The 26,309-nt window shown below is 57.6% G+C and carries 21 protein-coding genes and 2 pseudogenes; 12 read left to right on the top strand and 11 right to left on the bottom strand.

The window, feature by feature from the left end; translation table 11 throughout:
- Positions 1–913: 913 nt before the first annotated feature.
- Positions 914–1,351 (top strand): universal stress protein, encoded by a 438-nt coding sequence (locus Q1A71_RS03815; protein WP_299671925.1) that lies wholly within the window; start codon positions 914–916, stop codon positions 1,349–1,351.
- Positions 1,352–1,363: 12 nt separating this feature from the next.
- Entirely contained in the window at positions 1,364–2,914 is a 1,551-nt protein-coding gene (locus Q1A71_RS03810; RefSeq protein ID WP_299671923.1) for an alanine/glycine:cation symporter family protein, read from the top strand.
- A 54-nt stretch (positions 2,915–2,968) separates the two neighbouring features.
- Here Q1A71_RS03810 and Q1A71_RS03805 read toward each other — a convergent pair whose 3' ends face one another.
- From Q1A71_RS03805 to Q1A71_RS03790, 4 genes are all read right to left on the bottom strand, one after another.
- Positions 2,969–5,902 carry an ABC transporter transmembrane domain-containing protein gene (locus Q1A71_RS03805; protein ID WP_366140215.1) on the bottom strand — a complete coding sequence of 978 codons (2,934 nt, stop codon included), beginning with the start codon at positions 5,900–5,902 and terminating at the stop codon, positions 2,969–2,971.
- A 567-nt stretch (positions 5,903–6,469) separates the two neighbouring features.
- On the bottom strand, positions 6,470–7,042 hold the full coding sequence (locus Q1A71_RS03800) for a hypothetical protein (protein WP_299671919.1): 573 nt from the start codon (positions 7,040–7,042) through the stop codon (positions 6,470–6,472).
- A gap of 94 nt (positions 7,043–7,136) precedes the next feature.
- The gene (locus Q1A71_RS03795; protein WP_299671917.1) at positions 7,137–7,853 is read right to left on the bottom strand and encodes an RlmE family RNA methyltransferase; all 717 of its coding nucleotides are present in this window, start codon (positions 7,851–7,853) and stop codon (positions 7,137–7,139) included.
- Entirely contained in the window at positions 7,853–8,968 is a 1,116-nt protein-coding gene (locus Q1A71_RS03790; RefSeq protein ID WP_299671915.1) for a Ppx/GppA phosphatase family protein, read from the bottom strand. The genes Q1A71_RS03795 and Q1A71_RS03790 overlap by 1 nt, the downstream gene beginning before the upstream one ends.
- A gap of 264 nt (positions 8,969–9,232) precedes the next feature.
- Between Q1A71_RS03790 and Q1A71_RS03785 the strand changes: the two genes are divergently transcribed.
- The 10 genes and pseudogenes from Q1A71_RS03785 to Q1A71_RS03740 all read left to right on the top strand — a co-directional run bounded on the left by Q1A71_RS03785 (position 9,233) and on the right by Q1A71_RS03740 (position 18,274).
- Positions 9,233–9,529, top strand: a complete 297-nt coding sequence (locus Q1A71_RS03785; protein ID WP_299671913.1) for a virulence factor — start codon at positions 9,233–9,235, stop codon at positions 9,527–9,529.
- 48 nt (positions 9,530–9,577) lie between these two features.
- Positions 9,578–10,504 (top strand): methylenetetrahydrofolate reductase, encoded by a 927-nt coding sequence (locus tag Q1A71_RS03780; RefSeq protein WP_299671910.1) that lies wholly within the window; start codon positions 9,578–9,580, stop codon positions 10,502–10,504.
- A 15-nt stretch (positions 10,505–10,519) separates the two neighbouring features.
- A complete protein-coding gene (locus Q1A71_RS03775) occupies positions 10,520–11,602 on the top strand; it encodes a methyltetrahydrofolate cobalamin methyltransferase (protein ID WP_299671908.1) in 1,083 nt (360 codons plus the stop codon).
- A gap of 227 nt (positions 11,603–11,829) precedes the next feature.
- The gene (locus Q1A71_RS03770) at positions 11,830–12,105 is read left to right on the top strand and encodes an STAS domain-containing protein (RefSeq protein ID WP_299671906.1); all 276 of its coding nucleotides are present in this window, start codon (positions 11,830–11,832) and stop codon (positions 12,103–12,105) included.
- A complete protein-coding gene (locus Q1A71_RS03765; RefSeq protein WP_263844384.1) occupies positions 12,102–12,467 on the top strand; it encodes a response regulator in 366 nt (121 codons plus the stop codon). Before Q1A71_RS03770 ends, Q1A71_RS03765 begins: the two co-directional genes overlap by 4 nt.
- Before the next feature lie 11 nt (positions 12,468–12,478).
- On the top strand, positions 12,479–14,725 hold the full coding sequence (locus tag Q1A71_RS03760) for a chemotaxis protein CheA (protein ID WP_299671902.1): 2,247 nt from the start codon (positions 12,479–12,481) through the stop codon (positions 14,723–14,725).
- On the top strand, positions 14,722–15,180 hold the full coding sequence (locus tag Q1A71_RS03755; RefSeq protein ID WP_299671900.1) for a chemotaxis protein CheW: 459 nt from the start codon (positions 14,722–14,724) through the stop codon (positions 15,178–15,180). The genes Q1A71_RS03760 and Q1A71_RS03755 overlap by 4 nt, the downstream gene beginning before the upstream one ends.
- Positions 15,180–16,028, top strand: a complete 849-nt coding sequence (locus tag Q1A71_RS03750) for a protein-glutamate O-methyltransferase CheR (protein ID WP_299671898.1) — start codon at positions 15,180–15,182, stop codon at positions 16,026–16,028. The genes Q1A71_RS03755 and Q1A71_RS03750 overlap by 1 nt, the downstream gene beginning before the upstream one ends.
- 35 nt (positions 16,029–16,063) lie before the next feature.
- On the top strand, positions 16,064–16,450 hold the full coding sequence (locus tag Q1A71_RS03745) for a response regulator (protein ID WP_299671896.1): 387 nt from the start codon (positions 16,064–16,066) through the stop codon (positions 16,448–16,450).
- A 665-nt stretch (positions 16,451–17,115) separates the two neighbouring features.
- Positions 17,116–18,274: pseudogene (locus Q1A71_RS03740) on the top strand (IS3 family transposase).
- A 52-nt stretch (positions 18,275–18,326) separates the two neighbouring features.
- Here the strand turns inward: Q1A71_RS03740 and Q1A71_RS03735 are convergent.
- The 7 genes and pseudogenes from Q1A71_RS03735 to Q1A71_RS03705 all read right to left on the bottom strand — a co-directional run.
- A pseudogene (locus Q1A71_RS03735) lies at positions 18,327–18,591 on the bottom strand (IS5/IS1182 family transposase); the annotation flags it as partial.
- 141 nt (positions 18,592–18,732) lie between these two features.
- Positions 18,733–19,119: a chemotaxis protein CheD gene (locus tag Q1A71_RS03730; RefSeq protein WP_299671894.1), complete on the bottom strand. Its 387-nt coding sequence runs from the start codon at positions 19,117–19,119 to the stop codon at positions 18,733–18,735.
- Between the two features lie 131 nt (positions 19,120–19,250).
- Positions 19,251–20,381 (bottom strand): chemotaxis-specific protein-glutamate methyltransferase CheB, encoded by a 1,131-nt coding sequence (gene cheB, locus Q1A71_RS03725; RefSeq protein ID WP_299671892.1) that lies wholly within the window; start codon positions 20,379–20,381, stop codon positions 19,251–19,253.
- A gap of 117 nt (positions 20,382–20,498) precedes the next feature.
- Positions 20,499–21,647 (bottom strand): acyl-CoA dehydrogenase family protein, encoded by a 1,149-nt coding sequence (locus Q1A71_RS03720; RefSeq protein ID WP_299671890.1) that lies wholly within the window; start codon positions 21,645–21,647, stop codon positions 20,499–20,501.
- 501 nt (positions 21,648–22,148) lie between these two features.
- Positions 22,149–23,198 (bottom strand): lipocalin-like domain-containing protein, encoded by a 1,050-nt coding sequence (locus Q1A71_RS03715; RefSeq protein ID WP_299671888.1) that lies wholly within the window; start codon positions 23,196–23,198, stop codon positions 22,149–22,151.
- Positions 23,188–25,566: an ABC transporter permease gene (locus Q1A71_RS03710; protein ID WP_299671886.1), complete on the bottom strand. Its 2,379-nt coding sequence runs from the start codon at positions 25,564–25,566 to the stop codon at positions 23,188–23,190. The genes Q1A71_RS03715 and Q1A71_RS03710 overlap by 11 nt, the downstream gene beginning before the upstream one ends.
- Positions 25,566–26,234, bottom strand: a complete 669-nt coding sequence (locus tag Q1A71_RS03705) for an ABC transporter ATP-binding protein (RefSeq protein WP_299671884.1) — start codon at positions 26,232–26,234, stop codon at positions 25,566–25,568. The genes Q1A71_RS03710 and Q1A71_RS03705 overlap by 1 nt, the downstream gene beginning before the upstream one ends.
- Positions 26,235–26,309: the final 75 nt, after the last annotated feature.

Below are 26,309 nucleotides of genomic sequence, written 5' to 3'. Positions count from 1 at the left end.
TGAAACCATCGTCCAGATGGACCAAAGGCCGGTCATGCACTAACAATCAAATTGGACCACTCAAGTGCGGCTGATCAATGCGGTGACGGGCTCGAAAGCTGCTGTGTATTCGGAACAGATAAAATTGCCGACAACTTGCGATGACATTCCCATAATAGCCAGTGAAAGGTTTCTAGCGCACCTGGCTTGTTCAAAACCGTTACTGCCATTCAGGCGGCAAAAATGAGAAGCGATGTGCCGCGCCACTATTGTTCCGAAACCGCACTTGGTGAGACTGGGGTGCAATCCGGTTCTTCGTAGGGTTGCCGTTTTTGAGATCCGCCGGCTACGCGAAGCCTCAATGGTCAATCCAGCAGATGCTTCGGCTGCTCAATCTCGCGTACTCACTATCCCAGTTCAATCAGATGAACGACAGACGCCATCGATTCCCATAAAAAATCCGCATGGGATGCCGCGCTTGTTTGTTAACAGCAAAGCGGGCAGACAACTGAACAAAAACTTCGTGCGGGAGTGTTTGCAATCGCCTCCCGGTCTCTGTGCCACTTTCGCGTCAAAGCCTGAATTCCAGATCAACTCCTAGCGGCCTTGGTCCACCATCCCAAGAGCAATCCAGCCCGATAGGTCGGGTGCGCTTCCTATGGTTTCACGTGTTTTTGTTACATTTTAGAGCCAATACTCGCCGGCGGACCTGACACACTGTTGCAGCCATTTCTTTGGCGAAGGCGTCGCATTTCAGGACATCTGGCTCAGAATTACTCAATTCGAGGGCAAAAAACTGGTGCTTTCGCGCAAGAATGCGACATGCGGACAGACCTTTGGCAAAGTGAGTATGAACTAATCATTTGCCCAAGCACACGTCTGCGTTGAACATGAGACACATAAGAAGACGACCAGGAAGAAAAAGGGACAGAAAATGACAACCAAACTGGTGATTGGCTTGGATGGGGAGGGGTCGGGTGACCGCGCTCTCCGCTTCGCCACGGACCTTGCCAACAGGATCGAGGACTGTGAACTCGTTGTGGCCTACGTGATCGAGTGGTCCCCCTACTCGTTCCAGACCGCTGAAGAAAACGCACAGCGACACAAAAGACGAGAAGAGGAAATCTCCACCGCGCAGGAGCGCGTCGTCACGCCTGCCGTCGAAGCCTTGCGCAAGAACGGGATGAAGGCGACCGGCATCGTGCGTCACGGCGACGTTGCTCACACGCTGAACAGCATCTGCGAGAAAGAAGGCGGACATCAGATTATCGTCTGCCGCTCATCCGAAGGCGGTATCACAAAGCGTCTCTTCGGCAGCTCTACGGCAAATCTCGTGATGAGTGCAACGGTACCGGTCACGGTCATTGGATAAGGGGATAGAACCATGACACTATTGAAGAAATGCCTCATGGCTGGTGCTGCTTTAGGCGCCGCTACGCCCGCTCGGGCCCAGGAAGCCATGACACTCGATGAACAGGTTAACACCATGTTTGCGGAGTTTACAGGTCCCTTCGTGAACCTGATCTTCGCCCCGCTGCCCGGCACCAGCTTTCCATGGATTGTGCTGTGGTTGGTGGTCGCCGCCTCCATCTTCACAATCTATTTCTCCTTTGTGCAATTGCGCTTTTTCGGACACTCGATTGCCTTGGTGAAGGGGGACTATTCCGACCCGAACGATGCAGGCGAGGTGAGCCACTTCCAGGCGCTAGCAACCGCGCTGTCTGGTACCGTGGGCCTTGGCAACATTGCGGGTGTCGCCGTGGCAGTCGGCATTGGTGGCCCGGGGGCGACATTCTGGATGATCCTCGCCGGCCTCTTGGGTATGGCGTCGAAATTCACCGAGTGTACGCTCGGCGTAAAGTACCGCAACGAGTACCCCGATGGCACTGTCTCCGGCGGCCCGATGTACTACATGTCGAAAGGCTTCAAGGAACGCGGACTGCCGGGAGGCGGCATCCTCGCGATACTCTTCTCGGTCTTTTGTATCCTTGGCGCGTTGGGTGGCGGCAACATGTTCCAGGCCAATCAGGCGCATGCGCAGATCACCCAGATCACGGGCGACTATCCCGGCTGGATCACGGGCATCATCTTTGCCGCCGTGGTCTTCGCCGTCATCGTGGGCGGCATCAAGTCCATCGCCCGCGTGACCGAGAAGGTCGTGCCCTTCATGGGCATCATGTACGTCGGCGCGGCGCTGGTCATCCTGATCGTGAACTATGACATGATCGGCTGGGCCTTTGGCCAGATCTTCGCAGGTGCGTTTACCGGCCTTGGTGTGGCGGGTGGCTTCGTCGGCGCGCTGATCCAGGGCTTCAAGCGGGCGGCCTTCTCGAACGAGGCTGGCGTCGGCTCCGCGGCGATCGCGCACTCCGCCGTGCGCACCAAAGAGCCGATCACCGAAGGCTTCGTCTCGCTGCTTGAGCCGCTGATCGACACGGTGGTCATCTGCACGATGACAGCGCTCGTCATCATCATCTCCCAGCAGCTGATTATTGACGCTGACACCGGCAATTACGTGCTGAACGAAGCAGGCAGCGCCATCGCCACTGTCGACGGCAACTCCGGCGTGGCGCTGACGTCTGCGGCCTTTGCTTCTGGCATCAGCTGGTTCCCCTACATCCTGGCGCTCGCCGTGGTGCTCTTTGCCTTCTCGACCATGATCTCCTGGTCCTATTACGGGCTGAAAGCCTGGACCTATCTCTTCGGTGAGGGCAAAACCTCCGAGTTGACGTTCAAGATCATCTTCTGCATCTTTATCGTCATCGGTGCTGCCGCAAGCCTCGGCCCGGTCATCGACTTCTCCGATGCCGCGATCTTCGCGATGGCCGTGGTGAACATCACGGCTCTCTATTTCCTGATGTCAATCGTACGGGAAGAGCTGCGGTCTTATTCCCAGCGCCTCCGCTCAGGAGAGATCAAGAAGTTCGCCCACTGAAACACTGGCCCAAGGCGCGCGTCGCCTTGGGCCCTGATCTCCAGGCAACCTGGCTCACGCTGTATATCCAGCCACCACCTGCAGCAGCTTGAATGCCGTAGCCGCATCATTCTCAATCACGGCCAAGAGCTCTTCCGAGCCCAAACGCAAGGCCTTTACCTCGGTCTTGGCTTGCATCGTCAGGGCGCGCGGCACGTTGCGGATCACGCCAAGCTCCCCGACCAGGGTCCCCGGCCCGACTTCTGCCACCGGTGCGCCCCCACCATTTGGTTCAGGATGGTAAAGGACCGCCTCCCCCGACAAGATCATGTAAGCACCATCGGTCGGCATGTCGGACTTGTGAAAGATCACATCGCCCTCAGCCGCTGAAAACCACCGAGCGCCGAAGGCAAGCAGGCGCAGTTGCTTTCGGTTCAGTCCTGAAAAAAGCGGCGTCGTCTCGAGCGCGCGGACCTTGCGCAAAAGGTCGGCACTGGCCACGCTGTCATCCAGGCCCGAAGCCGCTGCGCCCGCCGATATCATCCGCCCTTGTCGGATTTCCAGGTGACTGTCGAAATCATCGAAATTGTCGAAATTATCGCCAAGATAGAGGATGGTCGTCCGGGGCAACACGGCACGCATTCTGCGCAAGGCTGACGATCGGTGCCCGGCTTGCTCCCCATTGAGCACATTATCCAGGATCAGGATATCGGGCCTTTTGATCGCCGCACGGCTGATGGCCAGCGGTTCGGCGAATATCCCGGGCAAGTCCGCACCACCGAGAGCGAGCGGCAGCTCGTAGATCAATTCGGTGATCGGCGTTCGCAGTCCGGCCCCGTCCAGAACCTTTGCGGTGATTTTTCGCAGCTCATCAGCGCGCCCACCTGCACTGTCCGAGATTTTTCCAAAAAGCGCATTTTCGAGAACCGACAGGCCGGGCGCAATGCTGTCGGGTGTCAAAGGCGCATACAGCGCCTGTAGAGCGCCGCCTGCGTCGAAACCGTTCGCCTGGCGCAACGCAAGGATTCGCGCCTGCATCTCTTCCGGAAATGCCGGGCCGATCTGCTCCGCCGAAATCTGTGCAGGCACCGTCATGAGCAGCGTCTTGTCGGTATCGCTGAGCGTTTTGCCTTTCTGAAGCGGACCGCCCCGCACCAAAGAAACCGATCGTTCGAAAAGCTCCGGATCCAGACCGAGTTTTCGGAAGAGCGGATGCTCGGTTCCATCGGTACCGAAGATGCGGTGCAGCATTGTGATCACGTCCTTTGACAGCTCAAGCAAATCGGCCTCAAGCCCAAGCGTGCGGATCAAATCAAAAAGGTCGGATTGCGCCGCAAGCTCCGCTTGGGTCAGGGATCTACGCATGGTCGCAAAGAGCAGATTGCTCGTCACCGGCAAGGCGGGGTTGTAGAGATCGGGATCGAACCTGTAGACATGGCGGTCCAATCCGGCACGCCGGACGGCCTCCCAGACTTCTGGCCGCACTGAAACCAACGCATCGGCGAGATCGGGCTTGGTTGCCGTGTCGACGCTTTGATCCAGCGCCCGCCGGTAAAAGGCGTCTGCTGCTCCCATGGCATCAAGCAAATCTTGCCACCAGGCATGCAATTCAGCTGGCGCGCTCACGCCGGCGAGTTGAGGCGTCAGCCACTCTGCCTGCATCGGATCAGAGCTATTACCTGCACGAGCACTCTCCTCCGCCTGTTGCCTGATGTCGTCGGCCAACTGTCCGCTAGGGTGCGGCTTCAGAGCAGTCATGACGTTGTCTTCAAGGCTTCCGCGGAAAAGAACCGGTGCCCGCTGCGCATGCCCAATCCTTGCCGCTAGGACGGACTGGTGCACCGTGGACAACGGGTGATCTCCGATGATGATCTGACCGGACGCAGGCGTCACCTCACGCGTCAGCACATCAGACAGCGCCTGTCGGTCCTCCACACTGGGTGCGTCAATGGCCACAAGCGCTCCGGCCTCGAACCTCGCTGAGATATCATCGAGCACCGGATTGCCGTCTGCATCGGTCACCGTCACACCGTTGAGTACAACGGCGCCATCCAGACGCGGGATATCATCCGGCGTACCGTGTATGAGGTGCTCGTCCACCGCTCCGCTGGGGGAAAATTTTTCGGTCACGGTCTCCCAACGAAGGCTCATGTCCTGCGCCTGATTGTAGAAGGCGAGCAGCTCCTTCCAGGGCGAGCTGAGATCCTTGTAAGCGGCCAATGCGGCAACCAGCGCACCCAGAGAGACCGCGCCGTCGATGACCAGATAGCCGCCAACCGAGAAGAAGAAGAAGGGTGTCAACTGCGTGATGAAGTTGTTCAGGAACTTCATGAAGAATTTCTTTTGGTAGATCCGCAGACGAATGCCAAAAATGAGGCCAAGCCGATGGCTGATCACGGACAGGCGATAGCGCCAGCCGCCGTGTATGCGCAGTTCGGATGCGCCCGCGGCGCTTTCGCCGATGAGCGCCGCGAGGTGGCGGACCTCCTTGATCCGCTCCTTGTTCATCAGGTTGATATGTCGCTGCAATTTCGGAATCAGCCAGGCTTGCAGCGGAATGAGCGCGATTGCAGCCATGCCGAACCACAGGCTTTGCAGGAAGAGAAACACCAGAATGGTCAGCATCTGCCCAGCCTGCAGCACAGGCTGGGTGAGCGCATCCCCCATCATCCCGCCCATCGGCTCGGTTTCGCCGGTGATCATGGCAACCAGCTCACCTTGAGAGGTCCGTCGGAAATAGGCCTTTGGAAACCGCAGCATGCGCGAGATCAGCGTATAGCGCAGGCGCCTCAGCAGGCGCTCCGACAAGATGCCCTTCATCGTGTTGATGCGCATCTTCAAAAGGCCATGGGCCAATACCGCTGCCAGAAACGCAGCACAGAGAAGAAACAGAAAGCCAAGCTGCGTGAACTCGACGCCCAAAACTCTAACCTCAGAGCTCTGCGCGCCGATCGCATCATTGATGATCCGCTTCGGCAATTCGAGCGTCAGGTACAGAAAGGGAAACAACAGGCTTGTGATCAGAAGAAGTTTCAGCTGATCACGCTTCGAGTGCTTCCAAATGAATTGAAAGAGAGACTTTTCTATGGTCCGCACCCCCATGCGAGACGCCGGTCCTGTTTTTGCCGGGCCCAATCTGTTTTCGCTCGACCATAGACCAGTATTGGCCGGGCGCGAAATGGGTTCGTTCACACCGACTGGGGCATCACGAGGGCATGCGTTGCACCAGCGAGCTGAAATCGGTTCCCGTCCTTGGAGATGCGTTCGTGAATGGGATTGGATATCGTCCGAGCCCATCGCCGAATATGGCGTGGCAAATCAACGCTGCTCTCTTATAGGCGCATGAGCCGTATTTGGGTAGAGAGGTGAGACACGTCTGAGGCTGCTTGAATCGTCTCCAAAGCAGAGCCTCGGTGGATGTTGTCAAACCGCTTGGAAGAAAGCTGCATAAGAATAACGAAGGCCCGCCTTGAGAGAAGACGGGCCAAGTCGGATTGCATATGGATCAGCGCAAGCAGGTCTTAATGACGGCCCGAATGGTAAAGGGCCGATACTCAGCCTGATCCGTACCGCTGATTAAAAGAAGGCTTCCGCGTTCAGGCCAATGGTCATCGCGCCGATTACCTCTCCGGTTGCGGGGTCCGACAGCGAGACAGAGACCTGACCTTGATAGGTCTGAGAGCTCTCGTCGAATTCCACCTCATCGACAAAGACCGCATCGGGGCCGACGCTATAGGTCTTTGAGAATTTGTCCTCATCGCCCTGCCAGTAGTCCGAGGTCACGTCACTTGCTGCCACGTTGAGGCCGAGCGCATCCATCACGAATATTTCTGTGATGCGACCGCCGGAGGCAGACACCTGTTCAGCCAGGAACTGAGACAGCGGGCGTCCCATCACCTCTGCAATGAGCGGCTGATCTGCTTGACCCACTTGCGCGCGCCATTGCCCATCCCATTCTTCGATTTGAGCCGCAGAGGCTCCGGCTGTCTCGACGTTCTGGGCATTGATCGCATCGATCACTTGCGCGCTTTGCGCCCACGACATGATGTCGGATTCAACAAACGCCTTCATGGCGGGAGGTGCGTCAACCGCGTTCGCAAAGCTGGCGGCAACAATCATCGGCAGGGAGAGGGCAATCTTGCGGAGCATCAATTAGGTCCTTTTCAGCGTTGGTGCGCTCAATTGGCGCAGGTCTGCGCTCACGCTATGCTGAACTTCTTTAACGGGGGGTAAAGCGCTCAATTCACCCCCGAAACCCCGTTGCCACAACGAATTTTTCCGAGCTGTCGGACCGTGATGCGGGTGGCTTGATGTTCGAAACCTTGGAGAATCGCTGCTTCAGCAGCTTCTGCAATTCGCTCTCGGCACCCCCTGCGAGAACCTTGGCGACAAAGGTTCCGCCCTCATCCAAAACGTCGAAGGCAAAATGAGCCGCAGCCTCGCAGAGCGCAATGATCCTCAGGTGGTCGGTCTGTTTATGGCCCGAACTGCTTGCCGCCATGTCCGACATCACCACATCAGCCTTGCCGCCGAGCCAGGTCTTCACCTTCTGGTCCGCGTCATCCTCCATGAAATCGAGCTGGTACAGCTTGCAGCCTGCGATGGGCTCCATCTGCTGCAGGTCGACCCCCAGGATCGTGCCCACGGCCTTACCGGACTTCTCCCCCAGCGCATTCACACGTTTCACTGCAACCTGGCACCACCCGCCTGGCGCGGCGCCCAAGTCCACCACTCGCGCACCCGGCACGAGAAACCGGTACTTGTCGTCCAGTTCCATAATCTTGAAGGCGGCGCGCCCGCGATAGCCTTCCGCTTTTGCGCGCTTCACATAAGGATCGTTCAACTGCCGTTGCAGCCAACGGGTGGAGCTGAGCTTGCGCCCGCGCGCCGATTTGACCTTCACTTTCAGTTCGCGCTGTCCGCGTCCTGAGGTGTTCTTTCCGCTTGGGGTCTTGGCCATCAGAACTCTCCGTCTTCCAGCACGCCATCCGCATTCATCTGCGCGTAGAGCAGCCCTTCGCGCAGCCCACGATCCGCCACCGACAAACGATCGGTCGGCCAGCATCGCATGAGCGCCTGCAAAATCGCCGAGCCAGACATGATCAGCGCCTGCCGGTCCTGTCCAATGCGCGGATCCGCCCGCCGCCCCGCAGGCCCCAGAGCCAGATAGGAGCGGATCACGCGGTCAATCTGGTCCGACGTCATATGCAGCCCATCGACCTTAGTGCGGTCGTAGCGTTTCAGCCCGAGATGGCTCGCTGCCACGGTGGTCACGGTGCCCGACGTGCCGACGATTTGGAATTTCTCATGCGGTTGTGTGTCGTGATAGGGTGCAAAATCCGACAGGTTCTCTTCAAAGAACCAGCTCATAAGCGCGAACCGCGCTGCATCATCCTCGACGTCATTAAACTGATCCCGCAGCGTTGCCACCCCCAACGGCACGGAGATCCAATCGACCACCCGCGCCTGCGGCAGATCCGTCATGACCTGCTTGAACCCATTATGCAGCCGCATGATGGACTGAGGCCTGTCCTTGCGCGGCACATCGGTGAGATCAATCCAGACCAGCTCCGTCGAGCCGCCACCGATATCCACGACCAGCAGGTTCTCGGTGTTGCGGCTGACCAGCGGTGCGCAGGAGATCACGGCGAGCTGCGCCTCTTCCTGCGGTTTGATGATGTCCAGCAGCAGCCCCGTCTCGCGCTGAACGCGGCGCAGAAAGTCCTGCGCGTTCAGTGCCCGGCGGCAGGCCTCGGTGGCGACCAACCGCATCCGCCGTACCTTGTTCCGCCGCAGCTTCTGCTGGCAAATCCGCAAGGCCTGAATGGTGCGCGTCATGGATCCGCGCGACAAGCGCCCGGTTTTCTCCAACCCCGCACCAAGCTGTACGGATTTGGAGAAACTGTCGACCACATGAAAACCATTGCCCTTTGGTTGGGCGATCAACATACGGCAGCTGTTTGTGCCCAGATCGAGTGCGGCATAAAGCTCACCGGATCGGGGCGGAACTGGCGCGGGGCTCAGAGCCGTCTTTTTTTCGAGCGCGCCCGCACCTTTGGGACGCTGTGGCGCCATCTTTCGCGCCTTTCGTTTCGAGTTGGGGCTAGAGTAGTGCCAGACCGTCAGTGGCGCAAGCGCTCCCGCAGGCTCTGATATGCCGCCTTTGGTATGAACCTCACAGTCTTCATGAGGATTTTGGCGGCGCGATGCTCTCGCGAAAATCGAGCGGATACGATACACCCTGCGCGTCGCGGACAACGCGTGTTCTGTCGAAATCCGGCCTCGAAAATGACGCCGCAGCCGATAGACAGGCGCGAAGAGATCAAGGGGAATCAGCCGATGCCTGACGTTACGATTGTTTATTGGCGCGATATTCCCGCCCAGGTGATCGTGGGCAAAGGGCGGCGTGGCTCCAAGCGACAGTTGCCCGAGCGGTTTGAGCAGGCGATTGACCGGGCGGCGATGAAGGTTGGCGCGGAGGACACGGATGCCTATCTGGCGGAGTGGCGCAAGGCCGATCCCGTCGCTGTAGAGGGCGATCCGGATGTAATCGCCGATGCCGAAGCTGCGCGGCTTGACGCGGAATATGACCGCGAGCGCATTAAGGCCTTGATCAACAACGATGGCTGGGCCTGACCCCTGCCACGGTTTCTCGACCCTCTTCTGACCCGAAAGGACCGTCTGATGGCTCTGCTGAACTTCAAGAAGAAAGGCGCGCCCGCCGCGATACCGGCCAATCCCCAGGTTGAAGCGTTTCTTCAGGATTACTCCATCGAGGTGATGCCCCGCACCGCCGAGAAGGTTGAGAATTTCCGCGATCTTCTGCCCGAAGGCACGCGCGTCTACATCGCGCATATTGAAGGCACGCCCATCGAAGACATGGTCGCTACCGCCAAGCGCCTGAACGCCGATGGCTACCCGGTGATGCCGCATCTCCCCGCACGGATCATCAAGGACACAGCGACACTCGCCGACTGGATTGCGCGCTATCAGGGTGAGGCGGATGTGAAACAGGCGCTGCTGCTCGCCGGTGGCGTGGCGAAACCATACGGCGATTTTGACAGCTCCATGCAGTTGATGGAGACCGGCCTCTTCGACAAGGCGGGCTTTGAGCGGCTGCATGTGGCCGGACACCCAGAGGGGAACCGCGACATCGATGCCGATGGCTCGATGACAAATGTGACCGCTGCGCTGAAGTGGAAAAACGACTTCCAGAGCCGCACAGATGCCAAGATGGCAATTGCCACGCAGTTCGCCTTCGATGCCAAGCCGATCATCGCTTGGGCAAATGTTCTGGCGGCGCAGGGCATCACATTGCCAGTGCACATCGGCATCGCGGGCCCCGCGAAACTCCAGACCCTGATCAAATTTGCCATCGCGTGTGGTGTCGGCCCCTCGCTGAAGGTCCTGCAGAAACGCGCGATGGATGTGACCAAGCTGCTGCTACCCTACGAACCCACCGACGTCGTCGCCGCGCTGGCCGCACACAAGGCAGCCAATCCGGACTTCAACATCACCAATGTGCACTTCTTCCCATTGGGCGGCATCAAGACTAACGCCACCTGGGCCATCGACAACGGTGGCGCGGCCACTGCCCCCGCAAACGCCTGATCCAAGGACATCTGAATGACCCGTACCATTGTCGAATCCAAAACCAAGACCGCGATCATCGGCTTTGATCAGCCTTTCTGCGTGATTGGCGAACGGATCAACCCGACGGGCCGCAAAAAGCTTGCGCTGGAGCTGGAAGCTGGTGACTTCTCTACGGTCGAAGCAGATGCACTGGCGCAGGTGGCAGCGGGCGCGACTGTACTGGATGTCAACTCCGGCGCCGTTTTCACCAACAAGATGTCGGAAGACAGTCGATATGCGGACAACAACTTTGTCGAACCCCCGCTGATGAAAGAGCTTGTCGAGCGGGTACAGGCCATCGTCGATGTTCCGCTTTGCATCGACAGCTCCGTGCCTGGCGCGCTGGAGTCGGGCCTTGCAGCCTGCGAAGGACGCCCTCTCCTGAACTCCGTGACGGGCGAGGAGGAGCGGCTCGAAATCGTGCTGCCGCTGGTCAAGAAGTATAATGTACCGGTCGTCGCTATCTCGAACGACGACACTGGCATCTCCGAAGACCCGGACGTGCGCTTTGCCGTGGCCAAGAAGATCGTCGAGCGCGCTGCCGATTTCGGTATTCCCGCGCATGATATCGTCGTCGACCCGCTGGTTATGCCCATCGGCGCAATGGCCACGGCGGGCAACCAGGTCTTCACACTGGTCCGCCGCCTGCGCGAAGAGCTTGGCGTGAACACCACCTGCGGCGCGTCGAACATCTCTTTTGGTCTGCCCAATCGGCACGGCATCAACAACGCGTTCCTGCCGATGGCCATGGGTGCGGGCATGACATCGGCGATCATGAACCCGGTGGCCTTGCCCGTCTCGGCGGCCAGGATCGAGGCCAAACGCGCGGAGCTCGCCGCCGCCGGCGTCGCCGTCCCCGACGACATGGATCTCGAACTCTTCTGTCAACTTACGGGACTCGGCTCCACCAAGCCTCGCCCCGGCAAAGAGATGGAGGCGATTCGAGCTGCAAATTTCCTGACCGATAACGACCCGCACGGTGGCGCCTGGATCGAATTCAACAAGGAACCACCTAAACCGGGACAGGAAGGTCGTGGCCGCAGTGGACGCACAGGCGGGCGCCGACGCCGGGCCTGACCAGGGGACAAGACTAGCAATAAAACCCGGCCAAAGGAGCCGGGTTTTTTAGTGCTTAGGCACTGTCCCTATCGTCGAAATCAAACGTTTCTTCAAATCGGCAAAAAGTTTTTTTGCGAGTAACGCAGTCTTAACATCCTGCGCTCTACAACGCCTCCATTCGAGAGATCAGTTGATGTGGAGAGAGCGATGCACCCGCAAGATTCCAAGAGTCGGAGAACAGCGCAATGAGTGAACCCATCGTCCTCGCGTCCCGCCTCGACCTACCTGCCGCATCAGCCTTGAAGACGCAACTGAAAGCGCAGACAGAGGGTGATCTGATCCTGGACTTGTCTGAAGTCAAACACCTCGGTGCATTGTGCTTGCAAGTGATGCTGGCCGCGGCGACCACAGCAGTAGCCGCTGGTCGATCCGTGTCTGTCATCAACGCCACCGATCGCGTCACCGATCAACTGCGGGTAATGGGCATGACGCCGGAAACGATTGCACGGGGTCGCACATGAGCTTGGAGATACTTGCAGTCGACGACAGCCGCACAATGCGCGACATGATCCGCCTCGCCCTCCTGCCCGCTGGCTTCAATGTGCACACGGCCGATGATGGCGTGCACGGCATCGAGGTGCTCGAAGGCATCGAGCCCGATGCGATCATTACAGACATCAATATGCCGCGCATGGACGGTTTTGGCTTCATCGACGCGGTGCGCGGTCAGGACAAGCATCGTGCGACACCAATTTTGGTGCTTACGACCGAAGCCGCACCAGAACTCAAGGCACGTGCCCGTGACGCCGGCGCCACCGGTTGGATCGTCAAGCCCTTCGATCCGACCAAGCTGATCAAGGCGCTGCAGATGGTTGCTGGATAACGGGGAGCCCTATGTCTGATTCCAATGATCCAATGGCCGAAATCCGCGCGTCATTCTTCATCGAATGTGAAGAACTTCTGGAGGCGCTCCAAGATGGCCTGCAAGCGCTCGATGACGGCGACGAGGACCCGGAAACGATCAATATCGTCTTTCGAGCGGTTCACTCCATCAAGGGCGGCGCCGGGGCATTCGGCCTCGAGGCACTCGTGCGTTTCGCACACCGTTTTGAAACGGTCTTGGACGAAGTGCGTGCGGGTCGCATGTCTCCTGACTCCGACGCACGAAAGATTTTCTTCCAATGTGCGGACCATCTATCCGATCTTGTTCGGATTAGCCGCGATGATGGAAACCTTCCGGACGACGAAACAGCAAGTCTTCTCGCATCACTGAACGGCCTGCTTGGCGACGCCGGTATTGAAGAGGAAGACGAAGCAGCCGAGGAGGAAGAGATCGACTTCCAGCCGGCCACGCTCTCGCTCGATCTCGACTTGGGCGGAGACGAAGATTCAGATGTGCCAGACCTGCCGCCACTGGACTCATTGCCGGTTGCCGCCCCTGAGGGCTTTATCGTTCGTTTCAAACCGGACAACGACCTCTTCGAAACGGGTAACGAACCATTTCATATGTTGCGTGCGCTCGACGAGCTCGGCAAATGTACAGTCACCTGTCACCTGGACGATCTGCCCGACCTCGACACCCTTGCAGCCGAGACCTCCTACTTATCCTGGACCGTCGAAATCGAGACGGATGTCGAAGAGGCTGAGATCGCCGCTGCCTTCGAATTTGTCGACGGTCTTTGCACCTTGGACATCAAAAAAAAGAATTCTGATGAGGTAGCGCCGGCTGATCTGCCTCAAGCGGCCAAGCCTGCCGAGCCAATCTCCGAGAATGTGAAAAACGAATCCGAAGAAACAGCACCACAAGCGGTCGCACCACAACCGCCGGGCCCTGAAGAGGCCGACGCGGCACAGGAACTGGACCCCAAACCGCAGATGGCGCAGAAAACGCAGCCAAGCGCGGCAAAGCAAGGGGCTCCAGCTGCGGCGAAATCGGTTGTTCGCGTCGATCTCGATCGCATCGAGCGACTTGTAAATCTGGTCGGCGAACTGGTCATCAATCAGGCGATGCTCTCACAAAGTCTCGAGCGCTCTGGTCTTTCTCCTCACTCCGACGCGATGAATGGTCTTGAAGAGTTCCAGCGTCTTACCAGGGACATTCAAGATAGCGTGATGATGATCAGGGCGCAGCCTGTAAAATCCCTGTTCCAGCGCATGTCCCGTATTGTTAGGGAAGCTTCCGCTGCTGTGAATAAGGACGTCCGCCTCATGACTGAGGGTGAGAGCACAGAAGTCGACAAAACTGTGATCGAGCGGTTGGCAGATCCACTAACCCATATGATCCGCAACGCAGTCGATCACGGTCTCGAAAGCTCGGAAGAACGTATCGCGGCTGGTAAACCGGAACAGGGTCGCGTGAACCTCACAGCTGCCCATCGCTCCGGTCGCGTTGTCATCGAAGTCTCCGACGATGGCGGCGGCATCAACCGCCCAAAGGTTTTGCAGATTGCAATAGACAAAGGCCTCATCTCCGCTGACGCAACCCTCTCGGATACAGAGATAGACAACCTGCTCTTTCTGCCAGGCTTTTCAACGGCCTCCGTGGTGTCGGATCTCTCAGGACGCGGCGTCGGCATGGATGTCGTCCGAACATCGATTCAAGCGTTGGGTGGTCGCATATCGATTTCTTCAATACCGGGCGAAGGCACAACATTTTCGATCTCTTTGCCCCTGACTCTTGCCGTTCTTGATGGGATGGTTGTTCAAGTAGCAGACGAAACCCTCGTTCTCCCGCTTAATGTCGTAATCGAAACGCTGACATTGACGAACAAAGATGTCGAAATGGTTCGACCCGGCTCGCATGTGGTGCGTGTTCGAAGTGGTTTCGTCCCGCTTTTCGACCTCGGCAAAGAGCTCGGCTATCGCGAACCGGTAGATGATCATGAGGGCTCGGTGGTGCTGCTAATCGCGCATGAAGATGGTGGTCGTGCCGCGCTTATAATCGACAGCATTCAAGATCAGCGCCAAGTCGTCATCAAAGGTCTGGATGATAGCTTCTATCGGGCACCAGGGATCGCAGCCGCCACCATTCTCGGTGATGGGCAGATTGCATTGATCCTCGACACCTCGGACATCATCACCAATGCAATCAGCTCATCGGGAGTTGCGGTTTCACCAGCTAACACAGGACAAACGGCATGAGCGAAAAGGAAAAACCCACTGCAATAGAACTGCTGACCTTCCAACTCGCAGATCAAGAATATTCATTGGACATAATGTCGGTGCGCGAGATTCGGGGATGGACCAAGACGACACCACTGCCGCACGCGCCGAGCTACATGAAAGGCGTTATAAATCTCCGTGGTACAGTTCTGCCTGTCATGGATCTGTCCGAACGCCTCGGCCTCGAGCCGCAAAGACAAACCGATAGAAACGTCATTATTGTTGTCAATCATGATGACGTTATGACCGGCCTCCTCGTTGACGCCGTCTCTGACATAATCGCATTGACTGATGAAGATCTGCAGCCTCCGCCGGAACTGCAAACAAGCAATTCTCCAAACGTCGTCAGCGCGTTAACTCTGATTGACGAACGTATGATACGTGTCCTGGATCTCAGCTCTATCGTAACCTCTGTTCAAAGCGACGCGGCATAATGAAAGGTCAAGTAAGCGACAACGGAATAACCGCAGAGAGTTTTGATGCGATCGCGCAACTGGCGTATCGTGAGAGCGGACTGCAGCTCGCCGTTGAAAAAACATCGATGATTCAATCGCGCTTGCGCCATCGTCTTCGAGCGCTAAACATACCTGACTTCGAAGACTACAGCGCCTTTGTATGCTCAGAAGCGGGCCGACAAGAGCGGCGTCACATGATTTCCGCCCTTACGACGAACGTATCCCACTTCTTTAGGGAAAAGCATCATTTCGACGTTTTAAGTCAAGCTTTGAAGCAAAAGATGTTACCGGATTTGCGTGCGGGAAAAAAAGTACGTATTTGGTCGGCAGGCGCCTCTAATGGGCAGGAAGCATTATCAATCGCGATGACACTTCTTCAAGTCGATCCCGCGGTATCTGATTTCGACGTCCGCATTCTTGCAACTGATATCGACGCAAACGTCATAAAGTTTGCCAATGAGGCAAGATATCCGGAACGCCTCACATCAGGTATCCCAAATCACGACCTTGATCGGTACTTCTCTAAGGAAGTCGAGGGGCCGGAAAGTTTTTACTATCCCAATAAGGCTTTGAAGGACCTTATCACCTTTAGGGAACTTAACTTGCTCTCATCATGGCCAATGAAGCAGAAAATGGATGTCATATTTTGCCGAAATGTTGTGATCTACTTTGATCTAAAAACACAGAATAATTTGTGGCCACGCTTCCACAACATCTTAAAGTCGGATGGCTATCTATTCCTAGGTCATTCCGAACGAATAGCTGAACCAGAAGTTGCTGGTTTTAGGACCAGTGGCCCAACTACATATCGCCCTGTATCTGCATAATACAACGCTCCAACACAGTCAGAGGAAGTCAAAGTATGTCGCTAAGAGACCAAATAAGGATAATGGTGGTGGACGACATGTCGACGAGTCGGGGCCTTATCACGCAGGCTCTAGATGCTTTTGGCATTCGAAACGTATCAACAGCCGAAAATGGCGTTGACGCTTTGAAAGCACTGTCAACTCATCCGGTTCATTTGGTGATATCCGACTATAATATGCCTGAGATGGATGGGCTCAACCTACTGCATCAACTAAGGAGTGGTCCAAAGACGAAGGGTGTTGGTTTCATTCTGATAACTGGGCGTGCTGAACAACAGATTATCGACCACGGAAAGAAACTCGGTATGAACAACTATCTAAAGAAGCCATTCGAGCAGGCTGACTTGAGAAACTGTATCGAAGCCGTCGTGGGTCGATTGTAGATGCCTTCCTCTTGTGCACCGACGGAACGATTTTTGATGCTGCAAACTCGGATTTCTGCCCACCTTGATAGGCTAGCTTCGCAGGTTTTCGATCTGGAGCAGGCAATCGGGACAGCTATCAATGCAGATCGGGCGGCCGATCACAAGACGATAGCTGACTTACAAACATTGGATTTCTTACGCCAGTCCTTAGAAGACTTGGCATTGTTAACATTGCTAATTGGGCAATCCCAAAAGACCTCATTTACAGATCATGACATAGAGCGCATATCCCAGAAACTTAAACTGGAGGCGACACAGACCTTACTTTATTGTGATGGAGTTGGTAATATCAGAGCGTCGCGTGCTAGTCATAACGAAGTAGACTTGTTCTGAACTATTATTTGACGTTGAATTCCTTTCCTGTATTCCTTTCTCAGAGAACATAGCTAATTGATGTCGGCTTTAGAGAGAGTAATTGCGGGGAGGAAAATCCTCAGACCTCTCTCGTATCGGGTTGCCATGCGCCGACAGTCCTCGAGGCTGTCCAACATGATCTTGATCCGGTTGTGCTTTTTGTAGCGCTGTGTTCAGTGTCTGGCAGCTGCCTTGCGTTGCTTTGACTGAGGCGCCCCTAGATTTGCAGACGCCTTGCTTGGCAATTTTGGAAGCCAAGGACGATGCAAATGTCGGGTCAAATTCGCTACTCAGATGAGTTCAAGATCGACGCTGTGGCTCAGATTACGGAACGTGGATATTCCGTCAAGGATGGCCGAGCGGCTCGGGATCAGCTCGAAGTCGCTGTACACTTGGATAGCGCAATTCTCGAAGCCTCAGAGGCAGACTGACCAGGAGGGAGAAGTCAGGCGGCTTAAGAAAGAGTTGCCTCACGTCACGGAGAAGCGCGACATTCAAAAGGCTCTACCGCGTATTTCGCCAGGGATGCAAAGTGAGGTACGCGTTCATCGACGCGCATCGTCAGCAACATCATGTCCATGTTCTATGCTAGATGCCGAGCGTTCATCCAAGCGGCTTATAAGCATGGGTTAAGCAACCGTTAAACCAGCGTGCGCTTGAAGATCAGCGTCAGATCAAGCTGGTCAAGACGGCGTAGAGGGATAGCGGCGCGGTCGATGGCTATCGCAAGACCTACGATGATCTGATCGACTGGGGGAGACCGTCTCTGAGAACCGCGTTGCGCGATAGGCCCAGATTGCAGGCGTTCAGGCACAGATCGGTTACAGGAAGAAGCTCGGAGTTTATGGCGGCAAGCCATCCATCGCGGCGGACAATATCCTTGATCGTCAGTTTTCAGTCGGTGCGCCGGATCGTGCGTGGGTAACAGATATTACTTATCTGACGACACAAGAAGGCTTCACATATCTTTGCGTGGTCATTGATCTCTTCTCGCGTTGAGTTGTCGGATTGGCTGTTCAGTCACGCCAAGCTTCGGAGCTCGCTGTGCAGGCATTGCTGATGGCGATCTGGCGGAGAAAGCCCGCTGCGGGTTTGCTAGTCCATTCAGATCAGGGCGCTCAGTTCATCAGTCGAGAATAGGTCGCTTTCCGACGCGGACACAATCTCGAACACTCGGTGAGCCGCAGAGGCAATTGCCATGACAACGCGGTGGCGGAGAGCTTCTTTCAGCTTCTGAAACGCGAGAAGATCAGGAGGAGGGAATACAAGACACTCGAAAATGCGCGGCGCAATGTCTTTGTGTATATCAATCTTTTCTATAATCCGAAGCGCAAGCACAAGAATAACGGCACGCTGTCGCCCGTTGACTATGAAGAAAGGCAGCGCAAACTTGGGAAGGCATGTGTCTGGGAAACTAGGGACGCCTAAGGCATAGGAACTCAGGCGCTTATGTCTTTTTCTTCCAACGCTTGTCAAAACAGTCAGCGTCATAGTCGAGACCCCCAAGAAGCCGATCGACATTCGGCAGGTTGCTGAGCAACGCCCGCGCACCGACACAGTCACTGACCTGTCGAGCGGTGACCAAGAAGTTAACCGGACGACACTGGCCGTCGCAGATGGTGTGCAGTTTGGTATTCAGGCCGCCCTTGGTGCACCCGAATAGAAGGCCACGTCCCCCTTTTTGCCACTAGGCTGGATCCTGCGCGATGGGCTTTCAGGTAGGTTGCGCCCATCATCACAGTCTTTGCCTAACCTGGATACACCTTAGAAACGCTGCAGACTTGTCAAAAAAGGTTGGACCCCTCGGTTAATCAAAATATCTGGCCACGTCCAAATTGTGAAGTAGTCAATCAACCTAGAAATATGTCTTGGGCGTTCGCCAAAGCTCAAAACAGTTCGAGATCGTTTCCAGCGCGTTCCGGCGCCCGAACTTGCGCGGCGGTTTCTTTGGGTGCGTCGTTTCGGATCTTTTGCATCACGCGTCCAGACGCAGGCCAGAACATCAGCTGCCGCGCAGTGTCACCTCCCAAAGAATGACTTTCACAAACAATGCCCTCTCGTTCCAAAAAACTCAGGATGAACGCACTATTTTGCTGGCCGATCTCGCTGAGGCCTGCGACCATACGGGCGCCGCCAAAGGCCTTTGCGCGCAAGCGGCGCCGTTCACCGCCCTCCTTCAGGACATCGTTTATCAGAAGTTCCATGGCGTTCACTCCAAGCAACTGCGAAACACCATCCTCTGCATTCGAGCTCGTCAACAGCATGTGGTTCATGCCGCCAACGCTGGCGTCTGGATCCCATAGACAACAGGACACACAGGACCCCAAAAGGGTCGTGATCACCAAGTCGGGGTCAGACCCAACGGCCTGCTCACCTTGAGTAATGTGAATACGCGGCCCCGCCATTAGTGCTCTGCCATTCCTTGAGTTTCGTCACGCCGCTTTGCAACCCGACTGTCACGAATGGCTGGGCCAATTTTCTCCAATGACAACTCGTTTTGCACCGCTCCCAGGGCCTTTGCAGCCTTCGGCATCCCGTAAACAACGCAGGTATCCTCATTCTGACCGAAGGTCTTTGCTCCGGCTTGCGCCAGCTTCATTAGACCTTCTGCACCATCGCGCCCCAGCCCCGTGAGGAGAGCGGCCGAGACATGCCGTGCGTCGGACGCTGCAGAGGCAAAGAGCACATCGACCGATGGACAGTGAAGGGCCGGAGGATCATTCGGCACGAAGCGGCAGTACCAGCTACCGCCCCTATACCGCAGTTCGGTATGTTGATCATTTCCAGGTGCGAGCACGATATCCCCGCTTTCTAGGGCGCGGTTCTCATGGGCCAAGTATACATTTTGCGTCATTTGACGATTGAGACGTTCCGAGAAACTGGCGAGGAAGTTTCCGGGCATGTGTTGAACCACGACAACGGGCGGCCCGTGCGGATCAAGTGTCGGCAGAACGGTCTCCAGAGCCGCAACGCCACCAGTGGAGGCACCGATCAGGATGAGGGACCCACGACGATATGGCATCCGAGAGGCGGCAGGAGGCGCATTCGACGGTGCGGCGGCTGCAGGGCTCTGCGATTGCAACCACATCTGCAACTGCGATGGGCGGGTACAGGCTGCGTGAAATACGCGCTCACAAATGTCCTGCATCAACTCGTCGCCATAGGCGCAGGATGGTTTGACCATACAATCGATGGCGCCGCGTGACAGCGCCTGGATTGCGGCCTCACTACCCGCAGCGGTCAAGCTGGACATCATGACGACCGGCATAGGTCGCGCACGCATCAGGCGGGTCAAAAAATCCAGACCACTCATGCCCGGCATCTCGATATCCAGGGTGAGAACATCCACGGCATTTGCCTTTATGAAGTCACGCGCCTCAATGGCATTTGCCGCTTCACCGATGACTTCAAGCCGCGGGTCGGAAGACAGAACTGTTCGCAACCATGATCGCATTGAGCGGGAATCATCAACAATCAGAACGCGTTTCGCTGGCTCGGGGTGGGCGCGCGCCTCCGTGCGGTAGAGTGCTGTCACATCAAGATCCTGTGCCGTTCATACGGTGATCATCAGCCAGGACAGCGACAATCACCTCGTGAGATATGGCAAAGAGTTATGAAGCGAGACTTAATGCGAAGCCGGTTTGTAAAGGTTCTAGCTGGCACGCTCTGCAAGCATCTGACGAGAAACGATCAGGCGCATGATCTCATTGGTGCCTTCAAGGATCTGATGCACGCGCAGATCGCGCACGATCTTCTCAACGCCGTAATCCGCGAGGTAACCATAGCCGCCATGGATCTGCAGCGCGTCATTGGCGACCTCAAAGGCCACATCGGTCACAAAAACCTTTGCCATTGCGCAGTACTTCGTGGCATCTGGCGCAGCCTGATCCAGTTTCCACGCCGCCTGTCGCAGGAACACCCGCGCGGCCTGCAATTTCACCTCCATATCCGCGAGCTTGAACTGTAGGGACTGAAACTGGTCGATCGACTTGCCAAATGCCTTGCGCTCACCAGCGTAGGACAGAGCCGCGGCCAGCGCCGCCTGCGCCCCACCCAGCGCCGAGGCAGCGATGTTGAGGCGCCCACCGTCAAGCCCGGCCATTGCATAGGTGAAACCGCGCCCTTCCTCCCCAATCAGGTTGGATGCTGGTACGGCGCATTCGTCGAACTGGACCTGCGCCGTTGGCTGTGCCCGCCACCCCATCTTTTTCTCAAGCCCGCCAAAGGACAGACCATCGCTGCCCGCCTCAACGATTATAGCCGAGATACCTTTCGGGCCATCTTCGCCGGTCCGCACCATGGTCAGATAGGCATCAGAATAGCTGCCCCCCGAAATGAACGCCTTCGTACCTTGGAGCCGATAGCCTTCATTTGTCCGCATCGCCCGCGTCCGGAGCGCCGCCGCATCGGACCCAGACCCCGGCTCCGTCAAACAGTAGGAAAACACCGTCTCCATGCTGCAGATTTGGGGCAACCACCGCGCCTTGCTCTCCTCAGAGCCGAATTTGTCGATCATGCCGCCGCACATATTGTGAATGGACAGGAAGGAGGCGACTGACGGGCAGGCCATCGACAAGGCCTCGAAGACCAGAGTTGCATCCAGTCGACTGAGACCCGACCCACCATACGTCTCGGACACGTAAATCCCGGCAAGGCCCAGTTCTGCCACCTTGGGCCAGAGTGTTTTGGGGATTGTGCCCTGCTCTTCCCAGTCCTGTGCGAACGGGGCGATGTGCTCTTTTCCAAAAGCGTAGGCCATCTCAAAGATGGCGGTCTGTTCCTCAGTCGCTGCAAAGTCCATCACTTGCTCCCCTCTGACACGACGCACGTAGTCTCATCTGTTGGAGGTGGGATAACACTATTCGCAAAAGCGGTGCCAGCTTGGTCTGAACCTGTATAGGGTCCACGAGCGGATGAAGGCTACCTCACGCAGCCGCTGCCTGGTTGGGGCAAAGATAGGATTGGCCAGCAAAGGCGTCGCGAGAGGTGCGACCCCTTATCTTCATCGCAAGTCTTTTCTTGGCTCTTGAGGTCTTCCCCCCCGAGAATCTCGGGTGTGTAGCAAAGCGATGTAACTTCTGCTTCGATCCCTGGGATGGACGGCATCGGCAGCAGCTTTCAGTGAAAAGATGAGTTGGCCCCTGCCCTCAACGCAAATATCAGCAACGGTTCGTGTATCGCATACGATATGACTTTGCGCCAAAGGCTCATGTCTTGCCCTCTGATCGCTTGTTCTATCGCAAAGCGCCAGGTCTCGAAGACCGCGTAGAAGCTTTTGCGGCGCTGATAACCACTTCTCCGGTCAGTAGCCGGTCATCTCAAGATATCCGCGGCCGCGATGACTTCCGGAGAGTGTTACAGGGCCCTCCCAATACGGGATTGACGTCTCCATCCATGCCTGCGGATTGATCGCATCGACCGTGACATCCACACCCTTCTCAGGCAAAAAAGCGCGCCAGCGTGTCGGGATCTCTCGCCCCGCGACTTGGCTCTCCGTCAGCGGTTTTGCGGAAAACGCTCCATCGGGAAAGGCGGTCGTGGTGCCATCCGGCTCGATCCAGGTGGCGGCAGTATAGTCTGGTCCCGCGCTGTCACGCAGGGTGAATCCCATCAACCGGTCGCCGCTGTCGAAGGCCATGGAGAACCAATCCCAACTCACCTGCGAGGCGCCAAGCGGTTGAGAGGCCCACTCCCGGTCCAACCACGCCTGGCCAGTCACCTCCACCGGTCCCTCGGGCAGCGTCAGCGTCCCCGAAATTTCGAAAAAGGGCTGAGAGTAATAATAGCTTGCCCGGCCCGATGACGACTTCTGCGAGTACCCATCCTCGCCGTGGAAGATCAGCGGCCCGGTTGCTTCCAGGTCCATGTCGTAAGCAAAGTCGGGTCCCGTCGCGGTCAGCTGCATCCTCTTCATATCGGTGCCGGCCATGCGCCAGTCGTCGATCCACGCCTCGAACGGATCAGCAATCACACCAGCCTGACCTATGCCGCCCCGCGCGCGCCGCTCGGCGACGTAGTGCGCTTCGGGTGTGGTTATTGCAGCGTGCCCCAACCACAACTGCGGGCTCCGCCAGCCCGCGCGCTCTTCCGGCGCCAGCGCGCTGCGGAAAAGGGTCCATTGCAGCCCATAGGCGGTTCCATCTTCACCGGTGAGATTGGCCGTGAGGTACCACCATTCAATCCGAAAATCGGGATGTGGGCCGTGGTCGGTGGGAAAGTCGAAGACATAGCCGCGTTCAGGCATGGCAAACCCCTCCGCATCGCTGCCCAGCCCGGCAAAGCTCTGCGCCATCGCAGCTCCGCCTGACAGAACCGCGGCCAAGACGCTGGCGATCAGAAGCCTAACGCTCATTGCTGAAAACCCTCAACAAACGATCTGGTGGTGTCCGCGACAGCCGAAGTGCGGGCCAGGCCGCCGCAATAAAGGCAGCCACCAGCGTCAGCCCGCCAAGCTTCAGGTAGTCGACCGGGAACAGGAACATAGGCAGCCGCCAACCAAATGCCTCGACGTTCACGATCGCAAGCAAAACCCAGGCCAAGGCCAAGCCCAGCGGAACCGCCAAAAGGCCAGTGACCGCTGCGAGACACAGGGCGCGCAGAAGCTCCAGGACTGCCAGATGCCGCCGTGTCAGCCCCAGGGCCCAAACCGGCGCGAGCTGGGGCAGGCGCAGGTTGGCAAGCGTCAGTAATCCGATCAGCAGTGCCAGTGCCGCTACGCTCAGCGTCAGCAAGTTCAACGCAGCTGTGACCGCAAAGGTGCGTTCGAATACCGCTAGCGAAAGAGCCTTCAGATCCGCCTGGTTGATCAGCGCATCCGGCTCCAGATCGAACCGGTTGCGCAGCGCGGCGCCAATAGCTTCAGGTTCGGACGTCCGCACTCCGAAGCGCTGAATGCGTACATCTGGATAACGCTCCTGGAAAGCGGCTAGGGAAATCACCACTTGCCCGGCCGAATTGCCATAATCGCTGTAAACACCCAGCACGCGATCACCCGTTTCAAGGTCATCGCCCGGTTGCAGGCCATTGCGCCGGGCCAGTTGCTCATTGATCAAGGCGCCCTCGCCCGCTGCCAAACGATCCCAGACCTCTGGCAGCGCGCCCAGCAAGGGCCAATTGTCATGATAGGTTACGTGATCACGAATGCCGTAGATCTCCGCTGGCAGCCCCCCGATACGCAGGTCTTGCCAGACAATCGGCAGCACCGCCGCATCCTCCTCTTCCAGAAATGTGGCGATTTCCGCTGCCTGCTGCGGGCTGCTGGCCGTCAGATACAGCTCGGACGAGAGACGTTGATCCAGATATCCGGTGAAGGTCAGCCGAAAGCTCGACACCATGGTCGAGACGCCAATGTTCGCCGCCATCGCGAGCAGCAGCGCCATCAACGCCATCGACAGTCCCGGCAGTTGCTGTCGGCTGTCTGCCCAAAACCACTCTGCCAGCGGCCCGGAATGCCAACGCTGAACCACCCGAAGCGCGGCTGACAGCAGTGCAGGCAGACAGAACGCCGCTCCGATCAGAAGGCAGGCCAAGAGCGCGAAACCCGCGAAGAGGCCCTGGCCAACCAGCGCGAACACGGCACCAGCGGCAAACAACCCCATCGCAAGCATTGCCAGCCATCGCGCCGCAGCCCCTGCGTGCATGCTCATTGCGCGGGGATGGTTAAAGGACAGCAACGGCAATCGCGCCAACTTGAAAAGCGCGGCGGTCCCGGCCACCGCTGTGCCCGCCAGCGCCATAGCGAGACCGGACAGCCACCAGGCCGGGCGCACCTGCAGCTGTCCGGCCACATCCGCACCATAGAGCCCCCGTAACGTTGCGGCCACATCCGGCAAAAGGGTCGCAGCAATCACGTATCCCAGGACGACCCCGAGGGCGCCGGCGGCCAATGCAAAGACACCCAGCTCGATGGCCAGCAACACCATCAGAGACCGCAACGGCAGACCCAGCGCGCGCAGCGTCCGGAACACAGAGCGACGCTGTTCGAACGCCAGGCCGACGGCGCCATAGACAATGAAGATTCCGACAGCGAAGGACAACAGTCCGAAGGCCGTCAAATTGAGGTGAAAGCTCGCAGTCAGACGGGCCACATCGGTTTCGCCACTGCTTTGTGTCAAACGATAATCCGAAGGCAAATCCGGACGCCCGATGGGTTGCACAGGATCGACGAGCAACCGCGAAATCTGATCAGGCCGGTCCAACAGGTCCTGCACCACGGCGATATCCGCCAGCGCCCGTCCGGATACACGTTCTGACTGCACCCGCAGTGTCACGTCTTTTCCTTCGAAGACGCGAACATCATCAGGATGGACGGAGACCACATTGCCCTGAGGCTCTGTTCCATCAGGTTGAAGAGGGCTCTGCAACGCACCATCCGCCTGATCACGCTGCGGCAGGGTCATCGGCTCGATGCCAATGAGCTGAACGCGGCCATAGGGGCCGGTGAAGTCGCCCTCCAGAACCGGGCTCACCTGCCAGCCCAGACGTCGAAGCGCGACATATTCCGCCGTGCGGATCGGCGCGCCATCCGCGCGCCGGATCTGTGCCAGATCACCACCGGAGACAACATCCGCCGCCCGATCATAGCTTGCGCGCGCCTCGGCGTTGATCGCCTGCACGCCGGACCAAAGCGCTGTCGCCAAGGCAAGCCCCGCCACCAGGGTGACCAACTGCCACGGGTTGCGTCGCCAGTGCGACAGCAGCGCAATCAGACCAAGCCGCATCACTCGGACATCTCTCGCGGGCGCACAACGCCATGCGTCAAGGTCAGTCGTCGCTGCATTCGGCTGGCCTGTCGAGGTGAATGCGTCACCATCAGCAGCGCGGTCCCGCTCTCCGCGGCACTCTCCAGCATCAGTTGCAAGACCGTGTCCGCCGTTGTCTCATCCAGGTTGCCCGTTGGCTCATCAGCCAACAGCAAGCGCGGCTTCGCAGCCAGTGCGCGAGCAATTGCCACCCTTTGCTGCTGCCCGCCGGACAGGGTTTCGGGATAAGCCTGGAGATGGGCCTCCAGACCAATGACCTGCGCCAGATGGCCGGTCCAAGCGGCGTCGTACCGTTCGGCCAACCGCGCCTGAAACGCAATATTCTGTTCCACCGTCAGGCTCGGGATCAGATTGAACTGCTGAAAGACCAAGCCGACTACTGTGCGCCGTATCTGCGCAAGTGCTGCGTCCGACAGCCCCGTGATGTCCGTTCCCTCGACTTCTATGGTGCCCTCTGTCGCGCGATCCAATCCGGCCACGAGGTGCAGCAGAGTGCTCTTGCCGCTGCCCGACTCGCCTTCCAGCGCTAGCGTCTCCCCCGCTGCCATCTGCAGGCACACATCCCGCAGGACAGCATCCTGTCCGGCACCATACTTCTTGGCCAGATGGGTGATCTGCAAAACCATCGTCTGTCCTGTCTTTACCGCGAGGAACCAGATGGCGCAGATTGTACGATCAGCAAGGCCGCAATCACACTGCGG

It is taken from the genome of uncultured Roseobacter sp., from assembly GCF_947493125.1.
Classification (GTDB): Bacteria; Pseudomonadota; Alphaproteobacteria; order Rhodobacterales; family Rhodobacteraceae; genus Roseobacter.
This window is presented reverse-complemented; position numbering and strand designations above follow the sequence as displayed.

Bases quoted from the DNA above. Each gene is read 5' to 3' on its own strand.
- Q1A71_RS03815 (WP_299671925.1), top strand. From the start codon at position 914: ATGACAACCAAACTGGTGATTGGCTTGGATGGGGAGGGGTCGGGTGAC.
- Q1A71_RS03810 (WP_299671923.1), top strand. From the start codon at position 1,364: ATGACACTATTGAAGAAATGCCTCATGGCTGGTGCTGCTTTAGGCGCC.
- Q1A71_RS03800 (WP_299671919.1), bottom strand. From the start codon at position 7,042: ATGCTCCGCAAGATTGCCCTCTCCCTGCCGATGATTGTTGCCGCCAGC.
- Q1A71_RS03795 (WP_299671917.1), bottom strand. From the start codon at position 7,853: ATGGCCAAGACCCCAAGCGGAAAGAACACCTCAGGACGCGGACAGCGC.
- Q1A71_RS03790 (WP_299671915.1), bottom strand. From the start codon at position 8,968: ATGGCGCCACAGCGTCCCAAAGGTGCGGGCGCGCTCGAAAAAAAGACG.
- Q1A71_RS03785 (WP_299671913.1), top strand. From the start codon at position 9,233: ATGCCTGACGTTACGATTGTTTATTGGCGCGATATTCCCGCCCAGGTG.
- Q1A71_RS03780 (WP_299671910.1), top strand. From the start codon at position 9,578: ATGGCTCTGCTGAACTTCAAGAAGAAAGGCGCGCCCGCCGCGATACCG.
- Q1A71_RS03775 (WP_299671908.1), top strand. From the start codon at position 10,520: ATGACCCGTACCATTGTCGAATCCAAAACCAAGACCGCGATCATCGGC.
- Q1A71_RS03770 (WP_299671906.1), top strand. From the start codon at position 11,830: ATGAGTGAACCCATCGTCCTCGCGTCCCGCCTCGACCTACCTGCCGCA.
- Q1A71_RS03765 (WP_263844384.1), top strand. From the start codon at position 12,102: ATGAGCTTGGAGATACTTGCAGTCGACGACAGCCGCACAATGCGCGAC.
- Q1A71_RS03760 (WP_299671902.1), top strand. From the start codon at position 12,479: ATGTCTGATTCCAATGATCCAATGGCCGAAATCCGCGCGTCATTCTTC.
- Q1A71_RS03755 (WP_299671900.1), top strand. From the start codon at position 14,722: ATGAGCGAAAAGGAAAAACCCACTGCAATAGAACTGCTGACCTTCCAA.
- Q1A71_RS03750 (WP_299671898.1), top strand. From the start codon at position 15,180: ATGAAAGGTCAAGTAAGCGACAACGGAATAACCGCAGAGAGTTTTGAT.
- Q1A71_RS03745 (WP_299671896.1), top strand. From the start codon at position 16,064: ATGTCGCTAAGAGACCAAATAAGGATAATGGTGGTGGACGACATGTCG.
- Q1A71_RS03730 (WP_299671894.1), bottom strand. From the start codon at position 19,119: ATGAACCACATGCTGTTGACGAGCTCGAATGCAGAGGATGGTGTTTCG.
- Q1A71_RS03720 (WP_299671890.1), bottom strand. From the start codon at position 21,647: ATGGACTTTGCAGCGACTGAGGAACAGACCGCCATCTTTGAGATGGCC.
- Q1A71_RS03715 (WP_299671888.1), bottom strand. From the start codon at position 23,198: ATGAGCGTTAGGCTTCTGATCGCCAGCGTCTTGGCCGCGGTTCTGTCA.
- Q1A71_RS03710 (WP_299671886.1), bottom strand. From the start codon at position 25,566: ATGCGGCTTGGTCTGATTGCGCTGCTGTCGCACTGGCGACGCAACCCG.
- Q1A71_RS03705 (WP_299671884.1), bottom strand. From the start codon at position 26,234: ATGGTTTTGCAGATCACCCATCTGGCCAAGAAGTATGGTGCCGGACAG.